Annotated in this window: 10 protein-coding genes; 5 read left to right on the top strand and 5 right to left on the bottom strand. The window is 64.5% G+C overall.

The genetic code is table 11. The features are described from left to right. Positions 1–6: 6 nt before the first annotated feature. Genes FJ980_RS06155 through FJ980_RS06140 form a run of 4 tightly spaced genes read right to left on the bottom strand, consistent with a single transcriptional unit; the run spans position 7 to position 6,504 of the window. On the bottom strand, positions 7–2,226 hold the full coding sequence (locus FJ980_RS06155) for a 3-hydroxyacyl-CoA dehydrogenase NAD-binding domain-containing protein (protein WP_140542043.1): 2,220 nt from the start codon (positions 2,224–2,226) through the stop codon (positions 7–9). A 14-nt stretch (positions 2,227–2,240) separates the two neighbouring features. Next, complete coding sequence (locus tag FJ980_RS06150; RefSeq protein WP_140542042.1) at positions 2,241–3,449, bottom strand: acetyl-CoA C-acetyltransferase; 1,209 nt, start codon at positions 3,447–3,449, stop codon at positions 2,241–2,243. A 33-nt stretch (positions 3,450–3,482) separates the two neighbouring features. Further along, a complete protein-coding gene (locus FJ980_RS06145; protein ID WP_140542041.1) occupies positions 3,483–4,655 on the bottom strand; it encodes an acyl-CoA dehydrogenase family protein in 1,173 nt (390 codons plus the stop codon). A gap of 52 nt (positions 4,656–4,707) precedes the next feature. Then, positions 4,708–6,504, bottom strand: a complete 1,797-nt coding sequence (locus tag FJ980_RS06140) for an acyl-CoA dehydrogenase (RefSeq protein ID WP_140542040.1) — start codon at positions 6,502–6,504, stop codon at positions 4,708–4,710. A gap of 14 nt (positions 6,505–6,518) precedes the next feature. Between FJ980_RS06140 and FJ980_RS06135 the strand changes: the two genes are divergently transcribed. Beyond that, positions 6,519–7,265, top strand: a complete 747-nt coding sequence (locus tag FJ980_RS06135) for a hypothetical protein (RefSeq protein WP_140542039.1) — start codon at positions 6,519–6,521, stop codon at positions 7,263–7,265. 69 nt (positions 7,266–7,334) lie between these two features. On the opposite strand, the gene FJ980_RS06130 is transcribed toward FJ980_RS06135, so the two are convergent. Next, complete coding sequence (locus FJ980_RS06130) at positions 7,335–7,796, bottom strand: MerR family DNA-binding transcriptional regulator (protein ID WP_140542085.1); 462 nt, start codon at positions 7,794–7,796, stop codon at positions 7,335–7,337. Between the two features lie 450 nt (positions 7,797–8,246). Between FJ980_RS06130 and FJ980_RS06125 the strand changes: the two genes are divergently transcribed. The 4 genes from FJ980_RS06125 to FJ980_RS06110 all read left to right on the top strand — a co-directional run bounded on the left by FJ980_RS06125 (position 8,247) and on the right by FJ980_RS06110 (position 15,687). Further along, positions 8,247–12,326: an SEL1-like repeat protein gene (locus tag FJ980_RS06125; protein WP_140542038.1), complete on the top strand. Its 4,080-nt coding sequence runs from the start codon at positions 8,247–8,249 to the stop codon at positions 12,324–12,326. 192 nt (positions 12,327–12,518) lie between these two features. Continuing rightward, positions 12,519–13,442, top strand: coding sequence for a sulfite exporter TauE/SafE family protein (locus FJ980_RS06120; protein WP_140542037.1), 924 nt, complete (start codon positions 12,519–12,521; stop codon positions 13,440–13,442). Continuing rightward, positions 13,442–14,230: a TIGR02186 family protein gene (locus tag FJ980_RS06115; RefSeq protein WP_140542036.1), complete on the top strand. Its 789-nt coding sequence runs from the start codon at positions 13,442–13,444 to the stop codon at positions 14,228–14,230. Before FJ980_RS06120 ends, FJ980_RS06115 begins: the two co-directional genes overlap by 1 nt. Positions 14,231–14,430: 200 nt before the next feature. After that, positions 14,431–15,687 carry an Hsp70 family protein gene (locus FJ980_RS06110; protein ID WP_140542035.1) on the top strand — a complete coding sequence of 419 codons (1,257 nt, stop codon included), beginning with the start codon at positions 14,431–14,433 and terminating at the stop codon, positions 15,685–15,687. Positions 15,688–15,761: the final 74 nt, after the last annotated feature.

Genomic DNA, 15,761 nt, shown 5'->3' with positions numbered 1-15,761 from the left:
GGTTGATCAGGCTGCCTCTCTGACTTCACCCTTCTGATAGGGGTCGAAGCGCTGATAGAAGGTCTCGCCCTTCTCGGCCATGTCGAGCAGGAGTTTTGGCGCCTTGAACTCGGCGCCATATTTCTTCTGCAGCCCCTTGGCGATCTTGACGAAACGCTTGGCGCCGATGCCGTCGATGTAGGACAGCGCGCCACCGGTGAAGGGCGCGAAGCCGAAGGCGAGGATCGAGCCGACGTCCGCCTCGCGCGGATCGGTGACGATGCCTTCTTCCATCACCCGCGCCGCTTCCAGCGCGATGGTCACCAAGAGGCGCTGCTTCAGCTCCTCATAGTCGACCTTCTCGGGCTTCAGCTGCGGATAGAGATCCTTCAGACCCGGCCACAGCTTCTTCTTCGCCGGCTTGGCCGGATAATCGTAGAAACCCTTGCCGTTCTTGCGGCCGAAGCGGCCATGCGTGTCGACCATGGTGTTGATCAGCGCCATTTGCCCGGGATCGACGGCCTTCTCGCCCAGATCCCTGATGGTCTGCTTCATGATCTTCTGAGCAAGGTCGACGGCGGTCTCGTCGGTCAGCGCCAGCGGGCCGACCGGCATGCCGGCAGCCTTGGCGGCGTTCTCGATCATCGGTGCAGGCACACCTTCGATCAGCATCTTATAGGCTTCCGACATATAGCGCAGCACGCAGCGGTTGACGTAGAAGCCGCGCGTGTCGTTGACCACGATCGGCGTCTTCTTGATGGCGCGCACGAAGTCGAAGGCGACGGCCAGGGCCTTGTCGCCCGTCTTCTTGCCGAGGATGATCTCGACCAGCATCATCTTGTCGACCGGCGAGAAGAAGTGGATGCCGATGAAGTTCTTCGGCCGCACCGAATTCTTCGCCAGCGCGGTAATCGGGATGGTGGACGTGTTGGAAGCGAAGATCGCCGACGATTTCAGCACCGCTTCGGCCTTCTCCGTGGCTTCCTTCTTGACGCTCGAATCCTCGAAGACCGCTTCGACGACGAGATCGCAGCCGGCAAGGTCGGCATAGTCCGCCGTCGGCGTGATCAGCGACAGGAGCTTGTCCTTGTCTTCGGGTTTGGCGCGGCCCTTCTTGACCTGATCGGCCATCAGGCTGTCGGAATGCGCCTTGCCCTTCTCGGCCGACGGCAGATCGCGGTCGAGCAGCACAACCGGAATGCCGGCTCGTGCGGTGACATAGGCGATGCCGGCGCCCATGAAGCCGGCGCCGAGAATGCCTATCTTCTTGAACTTGGTCTCCGGCACGCCGGCCGGACGGCGTGCGCCCTTGTTCAGTTCCTGCAGCGAGACGAACAGCGAGCGGATCATGGCCGCTGCTTCCTTCGACTGCATGATCTCTGTGAAATAGCGCTGCTCGATCCTGAGCGCCGTGTCGAACGGCACCAGCAGGCCTTCATAGACGCATTTCAGGATCGCGGCCGCGGCTGGATAATTGCCGTAGGTTTCGCGACGCAGGATAGCGATCGCCGGTGGCCAGAGATTGGCGCCGGCCGCCGAATAGATCGGACCGCCCGGCAGCTTGAAACCCTTCTCGTCCCAGGGCGCCACCGGCTTCAGGCCGTTCCGGATCATCGCCTTGGCGGTCTCGACCAGTTTCGAAGGCTCTGCGATCTCGTGGATCAGGCCCATCGCCTTCGCCTTTTGCGGCGTCAGGTTCTGCCCGGTGGTCAGCATCTGCAGCGCCTGCTGCTGGTCGGTCAGCCGCGGCACGCGCTGGGTGCCGCCGGCACCGGGAAAGATACCGATCTTCACTTCGGGCAGGGCCATCTTCACCTTGTCGGAATCGGCGGCAACGCGGCCATGGCAGGCAAGCGACATCTCGAAAGCGCCGCCCATGCAGGTGCCGTTGATCGCCGACACAAATGGCTTGCCGCAGGTCTCGATCTTGCGGAACAGGCCGGTCATGTAGCCGGCATTGTCGAACAGCGCCTTGGTCGCCTTCTCGAGATCCTCCTCCTTGTCGACGGCAAAGGTCGCCAGCATCTTCTGCAGCATGGCGATGTCGGCGCCGCCGGAGAAGCTGTCCTTGCCCGAGGTGATGACCGCGCCCTTGATGGCGGCATCGCCGGCCACATGGTCGACGATGGCGTTCAGCTCGCGCATCACCTCCTCGGTGAAGACGTTCATCGAGCGGTCCGGCATGTCCCAGGTGATCAGCGCGATGCCGTCGGCGTCCACGTCGAGGGTGAAGTTGGTGTAGCTCATCTCTTCTCTCCCCGTCAGACGCGTTCGATGATGGTTGCGGTGCCCATGCCGGCGCCGATGCAGAGCGTGACCAGCGCGGTGTTGAGGTCGCGGCGCTCCAGCTCGTCCAGCACCGTGCCCAGGATCATCGCGCCGGTGGCGCCGAGCGGATGGCCCATGGCGATCGCCCCGCCATTGACGTTGATCTGGTCATGCGGGATGTCGAAGGCCTGCATGTAGCGCAGCACGACCGAGGCGAAGGCCTCGTTGAGCTCGAACAGGTCGATGTCCGACTGCTTCATCTTGGCGCGCTTCAGGAGCTTCTCGGTGACGTCGACCGGACCGGTCAGCATCAGCACCGGTTCCGAGCCGATATTGGCGAAGGCGCGGATGCGCGCGCGTGGCTTGAGACCCATCGCCTTGCCGGCTTTCTTGGAGCCGAGCAGCACGGCGGCGGCGCCGTCGACGATGCCGGAGGAATTGCCGGCATGGTGGACGTGGTTCACTTCCTCGACTTCCGGATGTTTCTGCACGGCAACCGCGTCGAAGCCGCCCATCTCGCCGGGCATGACGAAGGACGGATTGAGCGAGGCCAGCGACTGCATGTCGGTCGTGGGCCGCATGTGCTCGTCATGGTCGAGAATGGTGAGGCCGTTCTGGTCCTTGATCGGGATCACCGAATTCTTGAAACGGCCCTCGCCCCAGGCCTTGGCGGCGCGCTTCTGGCTCTCGACCGCATAGGCGTCGACGTCGTCGCGGGAAAAACGGTATTTGGTGGCGATCAGGTCGGCCGAGATGCCCTGCGGCACGAACCAGCCGGGCAGGCCGACGGAGGGGTCCATGAACCAGGCGCCGCCCGACATGCCCATGCCGACGCGCGACATGGATTCGACGCCGCCGGCAATGACGATCTCATCCGCCCCTTGCGCGATCTTGGCGGCGCCGAAATTTATGGCGTCGAGACCCGAGGCGCAGAAGCGCGATATCTGCATGCCGGGCGCCGAGGTCGCGTAGCCGGCCTCGAAGGCGGCGGCACGCGGAATGACGGAGCCCGCCTCGCCGACCGGATCGACACAGCCGAAGATGATGTCGTCGACATTGCCGGTGTCGAGTCCGTTGCGGTCGCGCAGCGCCTCGAGCGTCCTGGCGGCAAGCCTGACCGCCGGCACCTCGTGCAGCGAGCCATCCTTCTTGCCCTTGCCGCGCGGCGTGCGCACGGCGTCATAGACGTAAGCCTCAGTCATTTTCGTGCTCCTTGGCTTTGCCGGCCGCCGCGCTCAGAGAGAGCGCCCGATCAGCAATTTCATGATTTCGTTGGTGCCGCCGTAGATGCGCTGGACGCGGGCGTCGCGGTACATGCGGGCGATCGGATATTCATTCATGTAGCCATAGCCGCCGTGCAGTTGAAGGCATTCGTCGACGACTTTGCCCTGCAGATCGCTGAGCCAGTATTTGGCCATCGAGGCGGTCACCGGGTCGAGACCGCCATCGATATGGCGGGCGACGCAGTCATTGTAGAAGACGCGGCCGATCGTGGCCTCGGTCTTCAATTCGGCCAGCTTGAACTGGGTGTTCTGGAAATCGATGACCGCCTTGCCGAAGGCCCTGCGTTCCTTGACGTAGTCGATGGTCAGCGCCAGCGCCCGCTCGATCATGGCGATCGCCCCGGTGCCGATCTGCAGCCGCTCCTGCGGCAATTGCTGCATCAGCTGGACGAAGCCCTTGCCTTCCTCGTGGCCCAGCAGGTTTGAGGTCGGCACGCGCACGTCGTTGAAGAACAGCTCGGACGTGTCGTTCGACTTCAGCCCGATCTTGTCGAGGTTGCGGCCGCGCTCGAAGCCCTCGACCTCCTCGGTCTCGACGACGATCAGCGACGTGCCCTTGGCGCCCTTGTCCGGATCTGTCTTGGTGACGACGATGATCAGGTTGGCGAGCTGGCCATTGGTGATGAAGGTTTTCGAGCCGCTGATCTTGTAATGGTTGCCGTCCTTCTCGGCGCGGGTCTTGACGCCCTGGAGGTCGGAGCCGGCGCCGGGCTCGGTCATGGCGATGGCGCCGATCAGCTCGCCGGTCGCGAGCTTGGGCAACCATTTCTGTTTCTGCTCTTCGGAACCGTAATGCAGGATGTAGGGTGCTACGATCGAATTATGCAGGCCGATGCCGAAGCCGTCGACGCCGACATGGCCGATCGCCTCGATGATGGCGCTCTCATGCGCGAAGGTGCCGCCCGAGCCGCCGTATTGCTCCGGCATGGAAGCGCAGAGCAAGCCGGCCGCTCCCGCCTTCAGCCAGCTCTCGCGGTCGAACATCTCGTTCTTCTCGAACTCGTCGTAACGCGGCGCGATCTCCTCGGCCATGAAGCGCGAGGCCATATCGTAGAGCATGCCGACCTCGTCCGCCGCCCAGGCGGGCTTTGGAAGACCAAGAATTTCGGCTGGATTTGTCGCCACGATTTCCTCCGCGTTCCGACACTTGTGGGCCGGCGGTGCCGGCCCGCCAAACCTAGAACGCTTCCGCCGGCAGCGCCATCAGCGTGTCCGCGCCACTCGATATGCGGGCGAGACGCGCCGCCGTTTCCGGCATGACGCGCTCCATGAAGAAGCGCGCGGTCGTGAGCTTGGCGTCGTAGAACGCGCCAGCGCCGTTGGCGCCGTCCGCGAGCTTCGCCTCAGCGGATTTCGCCATCTGCGCCCACATGTAGCCCAGCGCCACCAGGCCGAAGAGATGCATGTAGTCGCTCGAGGCCGCACCGGCATTGTCGGGCTTGGCCATGGCGTTCTGCACCAGCCACATGGTGGCCGCCTGCAGGTCGTTGAGGCCCTTTTTCAGCGCCTTGGTGAGGGGCGCCATCTTCTCGTCGGCGCGGTTTTCCTCGCAGAACTCGCCGACTTCCTTGAAGAAGGCCTGCACGGCGCGACCGCCATTCTGCGCCAGCTTGCGACCGACGAGGTCGAGCGCCTGGATGCCGTTGGCGCCTTCATAGATCATGGCGATGCGGGCGTCGCGCACGAATTGGCTCATGCCGTGTTCTTCGATGTAGCCGTGGCCGCCGAACACCTGCTGCGCCATGACCGCGTGGTCGAAACCCTTGTCGGTGAGCACGCCCTTGACCACCGGGGTCATCAGGCCGGTGTAGTCGTCGGCCGCCTGGCGGTCCTTGTCGTCGCCGGAGCGATGCGCGACGTCGGACTTGATCGCCGTCCACAGCGCCAGCGCGCGGCCAGCCTCGTTGAAGGCCTTCATGGTCATCAGCGAGCGGCGGATGTCGGGATGGACGATGATCGGGTCAGCCTTCTTGTCCGGCGCCTTGACGCCCGACAGCGAGCGGCCCTGCAGGCGGTCCTTGGCGTAGGAGACGGCGTTCTGATAGGCGATCTCGGAGACCGAAAGCCCTTGCAGGCCGACGCCGAGACGGGCCTCGTTCATCATCGTGAACATGGCTTTCAAGCCGCCGTTCAATTCGCCGAGCAGAGTGCCTTCCGCCTCGTCATAGTTCATGACGCAGGTCGAGTTGCCGTGGATGCCCATCTTCTCCTCGATCGAGCCGCAGGAGACGGTGTTCCTCTCACCGGGATTGCCCGAGCCATCGAGCCTGAATTTCGGCACGATGAACAGCGAGATGCCTTTCACGCCGTCCGGCGCGCCCTCGGCGCGGGCAAGCACCAGGTGGACGATGTTGTTCGCCATGTCGTGCTCGCCGGCGGAGATGAAGATCTTCTGGCCGGAAATCCTGTAGGTGCCGTCGCCGTTGGGAACGGCCTTGGTGCGCAGCAGGCCGAGGTCGGTGCCGCAATGCGGCTCGGTCAGGTTCATGGTGCCGGTCCAGGTGCCCTCGATCAGCCTAGGCAGCCATGTCGCCTTCTGCTCGTCGGTGCCGTGGGTGACGATGGCCGCGATCGCGCCTTGCGTCAGGCCGGGATACATCATCAGCGCCATGTTGGCGGAAACCATATATTCGGAAACAGCCTGGTGCACCGTGTAGGGCAGGCCCTGGCCGCCGAACTCGACGGGTGCCGCAAGCCCCATCCAGCCGCCTTCTCGATACTGGTCGTAGGCCTCCTTGAAGCCCTTCGGCGTCGTTACCCAGCCGTCGTCATGGCGCACGCAGCCTTCCATGTCGCCGACGCGGTTCAGCGGATGCATGACGTTTTCGGCCAGCTTGGCGCCCTCGGCAAGGATCGCCTCGAGCACGTCGGGCGTCGCATCCGAGAAGCCCGGAAGATTGGAATAGCGCTGATAGCCCAGCACATCGTTGAGCACGAACAGCGTGTCCTGGATCGGCGCCCTGTAAATCGTCATGCCTTCCTCCGCCCATGGTCCTGGCCGACCGGCAAGTCCCATCCGCATCCTGGATGGGAGGCCGGGCCAATATCGATGTCCCGATAACAAATATTGACGTTTGCGTAAACGTCAACTTGGTCGCGGCCGCAAAAAATTTTGGTGAGCGCAGGGAGAAATTTCGTCAAACTCTCCTTGCCCGCATTTCCATGGCAGGGCAGTTTCCCATAATGAACCCAGCCGCATTCATCATCACCATCCAGACTCATTATCTGGACCAGTTCCGGTCATTCGTGAAGGAACAGCAGCAAAGTTGCTCCCGCGGAACGGCGGAGGTCAAGTTCCAGCTCGCCGATCAGGACGAGCTGTTTCGGCAGCTCTGCTGCATCGACTTCATCAAGAACGACGGACAGATCGAACCCGTCGAGCTTCAGCCCGACATTGTGAGGTTCGAGCCGTTTTCAGGCCGGATTGGAAGTGCGGAGCTGCTGGTGGAGCAGCTCCAGTGGAACGATGTCGTGATCCGTCACACGCTCGCGTCTCCCCCGCACGATGAGCTGGATACATGGTTCCAGCATTGGTTCGATCCGGACGATGATCGTCACCGGGACGATGCGGAGCTTGGAAACATCATCCATTCGCTCTGGGTTCGGCCGAGGGAACTGACCGTGGATTTTGGGACAGCCTCGCCGGACGCATTCTGGAGCCTGCTTGCAATTCTTGAACGCGCCGGCACGACCGGCTTGCGCATCAAAGCGTCGACGGTGCAGCAGCTGTCCTGAGCAAGCCCAAGAAAAAAGCCGCGTGGCAACAGCCACGCGGCTTTTTGGGGAGATTGAATGCTCGCGCAATCAGCCGGCGGCGCTGGCCTGCGGCGCGGTGCGCTCAGTCAGCATGTGGCGCACCTGTGTCATCGAGGCGCTGAGCTCGTTGATCGCGTCGTCGATCAGCGCACGCTGCTTCTGCAGGCGGGCGAGTTGCTTCTCCGACTTGTCGAGGGCCAGCCGCAACTGCCTGGTGTTGGTGCCGGTCGGATCGTAGAGATCCATCATCTGCTTGACGTCGCGCAGCGAGAACCCGACCTTGCGGCCGAGCAGGATCAGCTTCAGGCGAGCCTTGTCGCGGCGCGTATAGAGACGGGTCGAGCCGTCGCGATGCGGATTGAGAAGGCCCTTGTCTTCATAGAAACGCAGCGTGCGCAGCGTCACACCGTATTTCTTGGCCATCTCGCCGATGCGGACGAATTCCTCGCCGGCTTCGACCGGGATGTCATTGGTATTGGCCGCGGCTTCGCCGGGCGAAACAAGTTTCATGGTCACTGGCTTTCCCCTGGTGGCGTCGCGGTCGCGGACCAAGCGTCGCCTGAGTGGAAGCGGGGGCGTGCTTCCAATCGTGGTTGCAACAAGTCAATCGCAAGAGGCACGGCTTCGCACCTTTTACGTTTACGTCAATTCTATATCGACAGCCGCAGGGTGACGCAAGGGCGTTGTCGAAACGGAGCTTTATGCCGCACCCGCCAGGCGGCTCACGATTATGCGCGGCTTCTTAAGCTTGGTTAACGCCTTGTTTACCACGTTGGGCGAAATGTGCGCATGTCGGTCACCCGTGTTTATCCTGTAGAGAATTTTTCACGGTTTTCGAAGCGTGGGTGAAAACCCGGGAAGCCCGTCTTCCTCCGCAGCAAAACCGCTCGGCTCGCTTCGTTTCCGGCAGGCTAATGGGAGACCGGCCTCCGGCCGGCCATTCTGAACACGGGCGCATCGATGAACAGCAAGCGGTCCTATCTCGATACACTCAATGCCGGCAGGCAACGCCGGCCGCACGCCTCGCTCGAAGAACTGAACCGCTCGCTCGAAACGCTGGAGCAGCGGCTGGACCGCACGCGCGCCGACATGCCCGATCGCCCCGACCTGCGGCGGCCGCCGGTCGAGCCGCGTTATCCAAGCACGCAGCCTTACGGCCAGCCGCGCTGGTACGAAGACACCTATGCCGCGCAAAGACCCCTGGACCGGCCGCAGCAGAACCCGGCGGCGCAGAATCCTGGCTCACAGTATCAGCGGCCGCAACCGCGCGCGCCGCAAAATCCGGCGCCCGCCGCGCCCGCCTTCGACCAGGGCTATCAGGCGATCGCGCGTGACATAGACCGGGTGCGCGGCCAGGAAGACAGCGTCGCCATGGTCGGCAAGATCGCCGTCGAATTGCGCGGGCTGCGCGAGGAATTGCGCCACCAGATGACCGCCGGCCTGCAGCGCGAATTCGAAGCGTTTCGCCAGGACATCGACCGCGCTATGCAGCGCGGCGCCAACGGCCTGCCGGATAAGAGCAGCGCCGAGCTCGGCCTCGAATTCGAGCGACTTTCGGGCGCCATCCAGACACTGGCCGAAAAGAGCGACGACCGCAGCGTCAACCTGCTGCGGCTGGAACTGGAACAGGTGAAGGGCGCGCTGGACACGCTGGCACGCGAGGAAAGCGTGCAGAAGGTGGACCGCCGCTGGGACGATTTCGACCGCCGCTGGAGCGCCTTCGAAGACCGCGTCGACGCCGATCAGCGCAAGCGCGCGGAAGGCCCGAGCCTTTCGGTACTGACCGACCGGCTCGAACAGATCAGCAGCGCCGTCAACAACCTGCCGGAATCGCTTTCGCTGCGCTCGCTGGAGGAAAAGGTGCGCACGCTTGCCGGCGCGGTCGACCGTTTCGCCGGCCAACAGACCATGCGCGGCGGCGAGACGCTGGCCATGATCGACGAGCGGCTGGACGAGATTTCCCGCGCCATCGTCGCCTCGACCGTGGCCGCGCAGGCCAATGCCTTCGACCCCGAGACCTTCGGCCGGATCGAGAAGCGCATCGCCTCCCTGGCAGTGCAGATCGAAGAGGTCGCGCAGTCGCGGCCCGGCGCGGAAGTCATCGATCACCTCAACCTTCTCAGCAGCCGTGTGGATCAGTTGGCCGGCAGGGCGGACTTGCCCGAGCAGGCCATGGAGCGGCTCGGCAAGCAGATCGCCTTGATCACCGACAAGATGGACCGCGCGCAGGCCATGCCCGACGCCGATCATATCTTCCACGGCCTGGAACAGCGCTTCGAGGCGCTGTCCATGCTAATCGAGCGCCGCCAGGGCGATGCGATGGAACAGGGCAATATCCTGTTTCGCGATCTCGAGCGTCGGCTGGACGAGGTCGCCGACAGGCTCGATCAGCGCATGCGCCAGGACGAGAGCGCCGGCATCATGGAGGTGATCGACGCCCGCTTCACCGCTTTGGCCAAGCGCATCGAGACACGCACGCCGGATCCCGCCAACGACGCGGCGATCCGCGGGCTGGAGAGCCGGCTCGAGGACATTTCCAGCCGGCTGGAATCGTCCGCGCAGCAGGTCGCGGGCATCGATCCGGCGCTGATCCGCAGCCTGGAGGCGCAGGTCGCCGGCCTGTCGGCGCATCTTTCCAAGCCCGGCACGCCGCTGCCCGAATTCGAGGACATCAGCCCGCGCCTCAATGAGATCGAGAAGTCGCTGGCGGGCACGCGCGATTCCATCCTGACCGTGGCGCGCGAGGCGGCCGAGAGCGCCGTCAGATCGCTTGCCGACTCGACGTCCAGCACGGCCCAGAGCAACGCGACCGCCGTTGCCGGCCTCGCCCAGGATCTGAAGACGCTCGAAGCGCTCACCCGCCGCTCCGACGAGCGCAACTCGCGCACATTCGAGGCGATCCACGATACGCTGCTCAAGATCGTCGACAGGCTCGGCTCGCTCGAATCGGACGAGACCAGCGAAGCGGTCAGCGAACTGGTCGATCCGCAGCCGGCCGGCAAGCGCGGCGGCCGCGGCGGCAAGATCGCGGTGCAGGACGCGCCTTCGATGGACATCGACCAGCCGCTGCCGCTCACGGGAGACATGGCCGGTCTCGAAGGCCGCGCGGCGGCGATCATGCGCGATGAGCCAGACGCGCCGCGCACGCCGGCCGAGGCCGCGGCCGCAGCGGCCATGGCGGCGCTTGGACCGGATGCGATTGGCGACAAGAGCGAGACGGCGGGCCGCAAGAGATCGATGTTCGGTGGCCTGGCGCGCGCCTTCAAAGGCAAGAAGGATGCGGATACAGCGCCGCTGGCGGGTTCGGCGCGGGTTGCCGACGTGCCAAGCGTCGATATCGATGAGCCGCTCGACCCCAAGGCCGCCAACCGGCCATTGGAGCCCGGTTCCGGCGCGCCGGACCTCAACGCCATCATGAAACGCGTGCGCGACGAGCGCGGCGGCCAGCCGGTCAAGCGCAACGAGGGCGATGCCGCGAAGTCCGATTTCATCGCCGCGGCCCGCCGTGCGGCCCAGGCCGCCGCCGCGGAAGCCGACACGCTGAAGCGGCAATCGACCATGACCGGCCCGGTGAAGGCGCTGAGGATAGGCGACCTGCTCAAGGCGCGGCGCAAGCCCATCCTGATGGCGGCCGCCGCGATCATGATGGCGCTGGCCGGCCTGCAGTTGGGCAAGGCCTTTTTGTCCGATCCCGTCGAAACGGCCAACAACCAGCCTGCGCCGATCGTCTCCACGCAGGCGGTCGACACGGCTTCGCTCAATGCCATCGCCAGCCCGCAAGCCGACACGCAAAAGGCCGGCGCGGAAACCGCACAGGACGAAAGCGGCCCGGCCCGGCCCGTCAGGCAGGCCGAGCCCGTCAAGGACGCGGAACCGGCCGCTTCCATCCCTTCAAGTCCCGAAAATGCCGCCGCCATGCCCGCCGAACCGGCGCCCGCGCCAGTGGCGCTTGCTGCGCCTGCCGAGCCGGTGCCGGCTCCCATGGCTTCGACAACGCCGCCCGAACCCGCAGCCGCAGCCGCAACCACCGCGACGGACACGGATGGCGACATGCAGCCGATGGCCAAGAACCCGATGACGGCCAGTCCGGCAGCCGAGGGCGCCGCCGCCAGCACTCCGACGGCAACCTCCGCCGATACGACGGGCGCCGTGCCGACGGCCGGGAACCAGGCCGCCGCGGCCAAATTCGATATTCCTTCCGAAATCGGTCCGGTGGCGCTGCACGACGCGGCCGCCGGCGGCGACGCCAAGGCGCTGTTCGAGATCGGCTCGCGCTATGCGGAATCGCGCGGCGTGAAGGAAGACATGAAGGCGGCCGCCAAATGGTATGAGCAGTCGTCCGAGCTCGGCTTCGCGCCGGCCGAATACCGCATCGGCAATTTCTACGAAAAAGGCATCGGCGTCGCGCGCGACATCAAGAAGGCCAAGACCTACTACCAGCTCGCCGCCGAACAGGGCAATGCCAGCGCCATGCACAATCTGGCGGTGCTGTTCGCCATGGCGGCGGACGGCGTGACCGACAATGAATCGGCGACGCACTGGTTCCAGGAAGCCGCCGACCTCGGCGTCAAGGACAGCCAGTTCAACCTCGGCATCCTGGCCGCCAAGGGCGTCGGCATGAAGCAGAACCTGGAAGAATCCTACAAGTGGTTCGCGCTCGTCGCCAAGACCGGCGACAAGGACGCCGCCGCCAAGCGCGACGAGATCGCCAATGCGCTCAGGCCCGAACAGCTTGAGCGGGCGCGCGCCGCCACGGAATTGTGGAAGGCCAAGCCGCTCAGCGCGGCCGCCAACTCGGCCGACGTTCCGGAGTCCTGGCAGGACAGCACGCCGCAGACGACCGCCGGCATCGACATGAAGAAGGCGGTGAAGAACATCCAGCTGATCCTCAACAAGAACGGCTACGATGCCGGCGGCGCCGACGGCGTGATGGGCGGCAAGACCAAAAACGCCATCATGGCCTTCCAGACCGACAACAAGATGAAGCCGACGGGCGAGATTGACGCGCCGCTCGTCAAGGCGCTCTTGGCGCACAAATAACGGCGGACGCGTCGCATATGCGACGCCCTGCCACACATTTGCCTGTTAACTGATTGAGATGGTTTTTGTTTCGGCGCGGCGGCGGGGGTTGATCCCGCCGCCGCGCAGGCGCAAGAAGAAATTGGCTTTTCGGTGCTTTACTGTCCGGGGACGGCACTATACGCCGACAGACAAACTGATCGAGACAGACGGGTGGGCATCTATCTCCCGATCGCGGAAATTTCCGTCAACGTCTTCGTGCTGCTCGCGATGGGCGCCGCGGTGGGTTTCCTGTCGGGCATGTTCGGGGTCGGCGGCGGCTTCCTGATCACGCCGCTTCTGATCTTCTACAACATCCCGCCGGCGATCGCCGTCGCCACCGGCGCAAACCAGGTCATCGCCTCCTCTTTCTCCGGCGCGCTATCGCATTTCAAGCGCGGCACGCTCGACTTCAAGCTGGGCGGCGTGCTTTTGGCCGGCGGCATCGTCGGCTCGACGGCCGGTATCTTCGTGTTCGCGCTGTTGCGCCGGCTCGGCCAGCTGGACCTGTTCATCTCGCTGCTCTACGTCGTGCTGCTCGGCACGGTCGGCGGGCTGATGCTGGTCGAAAGCGTCAACGCGCTGCGCGCCAGCCGCAGCGGCGCCGCACCCGTGCTCAAGAAATCCGGGCAGCACAACTGGATCCACCGGCTGCCGTTCAAGATGCGCTTCCGCGCCTCGAAGCTGTTCGTCAGCGTCATCCCGGTGCTCGGGCTCGGTGTCGGGATCGGCTTCCTGTCGTCGATCATGGGCGTCGGCGGCGGCTTCATCATGGTGCCGGCGCTGATCTACCTGCTCAAGGTGCCGACCAATGTCGTTATCGGCACCTCGCTGTTCCAGATCATCTTCACCTCGGCCTATACGACGCTGGTGCATGCCACGACCAACCAGACGGTCGACGTGATCCTGGCCTTCCTGCTGATGGCCGGCGGCGTCGCCGGCGCGCAATACGGCGCCAAGGCCGGCCAGCGGCTGCGCGGCGAACAGCTGCGCGCGCTCTTGGCGATGCTGGTGCTGGCCGTCGCCATACGCCTCGCCGTCGATCTCTTCGTGACGCCGCCCAATCTCTATTCGCTTACTGCCGCGGGCCTCAACTGATGGCGGCACGACGAGCATTTGCAGCCGTCTCGTTGTCGATGCTCTTTGCCCTTTCCCCGGCGACGGCGCAGACGCCGCCCGCCGAAAGCATCCAGATCGGCCTGTCGACCGACGCCATTTCCATCACGGCGGGCTTCTCCGGCGCCGACCTCACAATCTTCGGATCGCTGGAAAATCCCGACCCCCTGGTCGCACGCCAAGGACGCTACGACGTGATCGTCGTGCTCGAAGGGCCGCCGAGGCCGGTCGTGGTCCGGCGCAAGGACCGCGTGCTCGGCGTCTGGATCAATCTGGACTCCGAGACATTCGAGAACGTGCCGGTCTCTTATTCCGTGGCGACGACGCGGCCGCTGCAGGACATCGCCGAGCCCGCCAAATACAAGCAGCTCTCGCTAGGCGCGCAGAACCTCTACATGAAACCCGCCGACGAGACCGACAGCCCGGCAACCATCGAGGAATTCACCGCGGCACTTCGCGATCGCAAGGCGGCGACCGGCCTCTACAGCGAGAATGTCGGCGGCGTGCAGTTCCTATCGCAGAACCTGTTTCGCGCCACCGTGCGGCTGGCACCCAATGTTCCGGTCGGCACGCACAAGGCACGCGCCTTCCTGTTCAAGAGCGGCATGTTCGTCAAGGAAAGCTCGGCCCAGCTCGAAATCCGCAAATCCGGCTTCGAGCAATCGGTCTTCCGCGTCGCGCATGACTATTCCTTCCTCTATGGCGTGTTCGCCATATCGCTCGCCATGCTGACCGGCTGGCTGGGCCGGCTCATCTTCCGCAAGGATTGATGCCCGCGGGAACAATGGGAAGACCCATTTTCCCGTGAAACAGGGTTTCCCTTTTCCTGGTTTTGCGATACATCGCCGCCTCCCAGCCCTAGGGACAGCACACACATCTCGATTTTCGGCAGAGCGGTTTGGCTTTCCAGACGACGGCGCGTCTCGCGTCGTTGACAATCCCTGCCCCAAGGCAACGACAGGAGGCTGCGATGCGATCGGCATTCGGCGGCATCGATTTCGGCACGTCCAATTCCACCGTTGGCGTGATCCGCGACGGCCAGGCGCGGCTGGTGGCGCTGGAAGGCGAGCAACCCACCTTGCCGAGCGCCGTGTTCTTCAATTTCGAGGACGGCTACACCTATTTCGGCCGCCGTGCGATCAGCGACTATACCGACAGCATCGAAGGGCGTCTGATGCGTTCGCTGAAGAGCGTTCTCGGCAGCTCGCTCGCCAACGAAAAGACGCGCATCAAGGCGCGCCAGATCGGCTTCATCGACATCGTCGGCCTGTTCATCGATCATCTCAAGAAACGGCTGGAAGAGGACACAGGCGGTCCGGTCGACAACGTCGTGCTGGGCAGGCCCGTGCAGTTCGTCGACGACGACGCGGCCGCCGATGCGAAGGCGCAGGGCGAACTGGAGAAGGCAGCGCGCGCGCAGGGTTTCAAGCACATCGCCTTCCAGTTCGAGCCGATCGCGGCGGCGCTCGATTACGAGCAGAAGGTTTCCCGCGAGGAGCTGGCGCTGATCGTCGACATGGGCGGCGGCACCTCCGATTTCTCGATCGTACGAGTCTCGCCGGAGCGCGCCCGATCGACCAACCGCAAGGCCGACATCCTCGCCAACCGGGGCATCCATATCGGCGGCACCGATTTCGACCGGCTGCTCAGCATCGCCCATGTCATGCCCGAGCTCGGTTACCTGACACGGACCCAGGACCACAAGCGCAACCTGCCCGCGGCCTACTTTATCGACCTTGCGACCTGGCAGCGCATCAACCTCGTCTACACGGCCAAGGCCATGAACGACTTGCGACAGATCCGCTACGAAGCCGAGCGGGCCGACCTCGTCGACCGCTTCATCCACGTTGTCGAGCATCGCTATGGCCATGCGATGGCTGGCCTTGTCGAAAGGGCCAAGATCGCGCTCACGGACCAATCTTCAGCCGAGGTGAAGGTGTCGCTGCCCGGCGCGCGTTTCGCGGCCGAGATCACGCGCGCCGGCCTCGAGGAGACGATCGGCGGCGACATCGAACGCGTGGCGGCAACGGTCCGACAGACGATCGCCGACGCCGGCGTTGCCGCCTCGGCCATCACCGCCGTGTTCCTCACCGGCGGTTCGACCGCCATCCCGCTGGCGAAACGGCAGATCCTGGCGCTGGTGCCGCAGGCCGCCGTTATCGAAGGCGACATGTTCGGCTCGGTCGGCCTGGGACTCGCGCTCGACGCGCAGCGGAAATATGCGTGAGTGTTTTGCCGCAAGGTAGCTGTGGGGGTTTCCATCGGTAGCGACGGCATGCCCGGAAGGTTGGCCGAGACGCC

The organism is Mesorhizobium sp. B1-1-5 (genome assembly GCF_006443065.1).
GTDB lineage: Bacteria > Pseudomonadota > Alphaproteobacteria > Rhizobiales > Rhizobiaceae > Mesorhizobium.
This window is presented reverse-complemented; position numbering and strand designations above follow the sequence as displayed.

Excerpts from the sequence above, each read along its gene's own strand:
- FJ980_RS06155 (WP_140542043.1), bottom strand. The coding sequence starts at position 2,226 with ATGAGCTACACCAACTTCACCCTCGACGTGGACGCCGACGGCATCGCG.
- FJ980_RS06150 (WP_140542042.1), bottom strand. The coding sequence starts at position 3,449 with ATGACTGAGGCTTACGTCTATGACGCCGTGCGCACGCCGCGCGGCAAG.
- FJ980_RS06140 (WP_140542040.1), bottom strand. The coding sequence starts at position 6,504 with ATGACGATTTACAGGGCGCCGATCCAGGACACGCTGTTCGTGCTCAAC.
- FJ980_RS06135 (WP_140542039.1), top strand. The coding sequence starts at position 6,519 with ATGGTCCTGGCCGACCGGCAAGTCCCATCCGCATCCTGGATGGGAGGC.
- FJ980_RS06130 (WP_140542085.1), bottom strand. The coding sequence starts at position 7,796 with ATGAAACTTGTTTCGCCCGGCGAAGCCGCGGCCAATACCAATGACATC.
- FJ980_RS06125 (WP_140542038.1), top strand. The coding sequence starts at position 8,247 with ATGAACAGCAAGCGGTCCTATCTCGATACACTCAATGCCGGCAGGCAA.
- FJ980_RS06115 (WP_140542036.1), top strand. The coding sequence starts at position 13,442 with ATGGCGGCACGACGAGCATTTGCAGCCGTCTCGTTGTCGATGCTCTTT.
- FJ980_RS06110 (WP_140542035.1), top strand. The coding sequence starts at position 14,431 with ATGCGATCGGCATTCGGCGGCATCGATTTCGGCACGTCCAATTCCACC.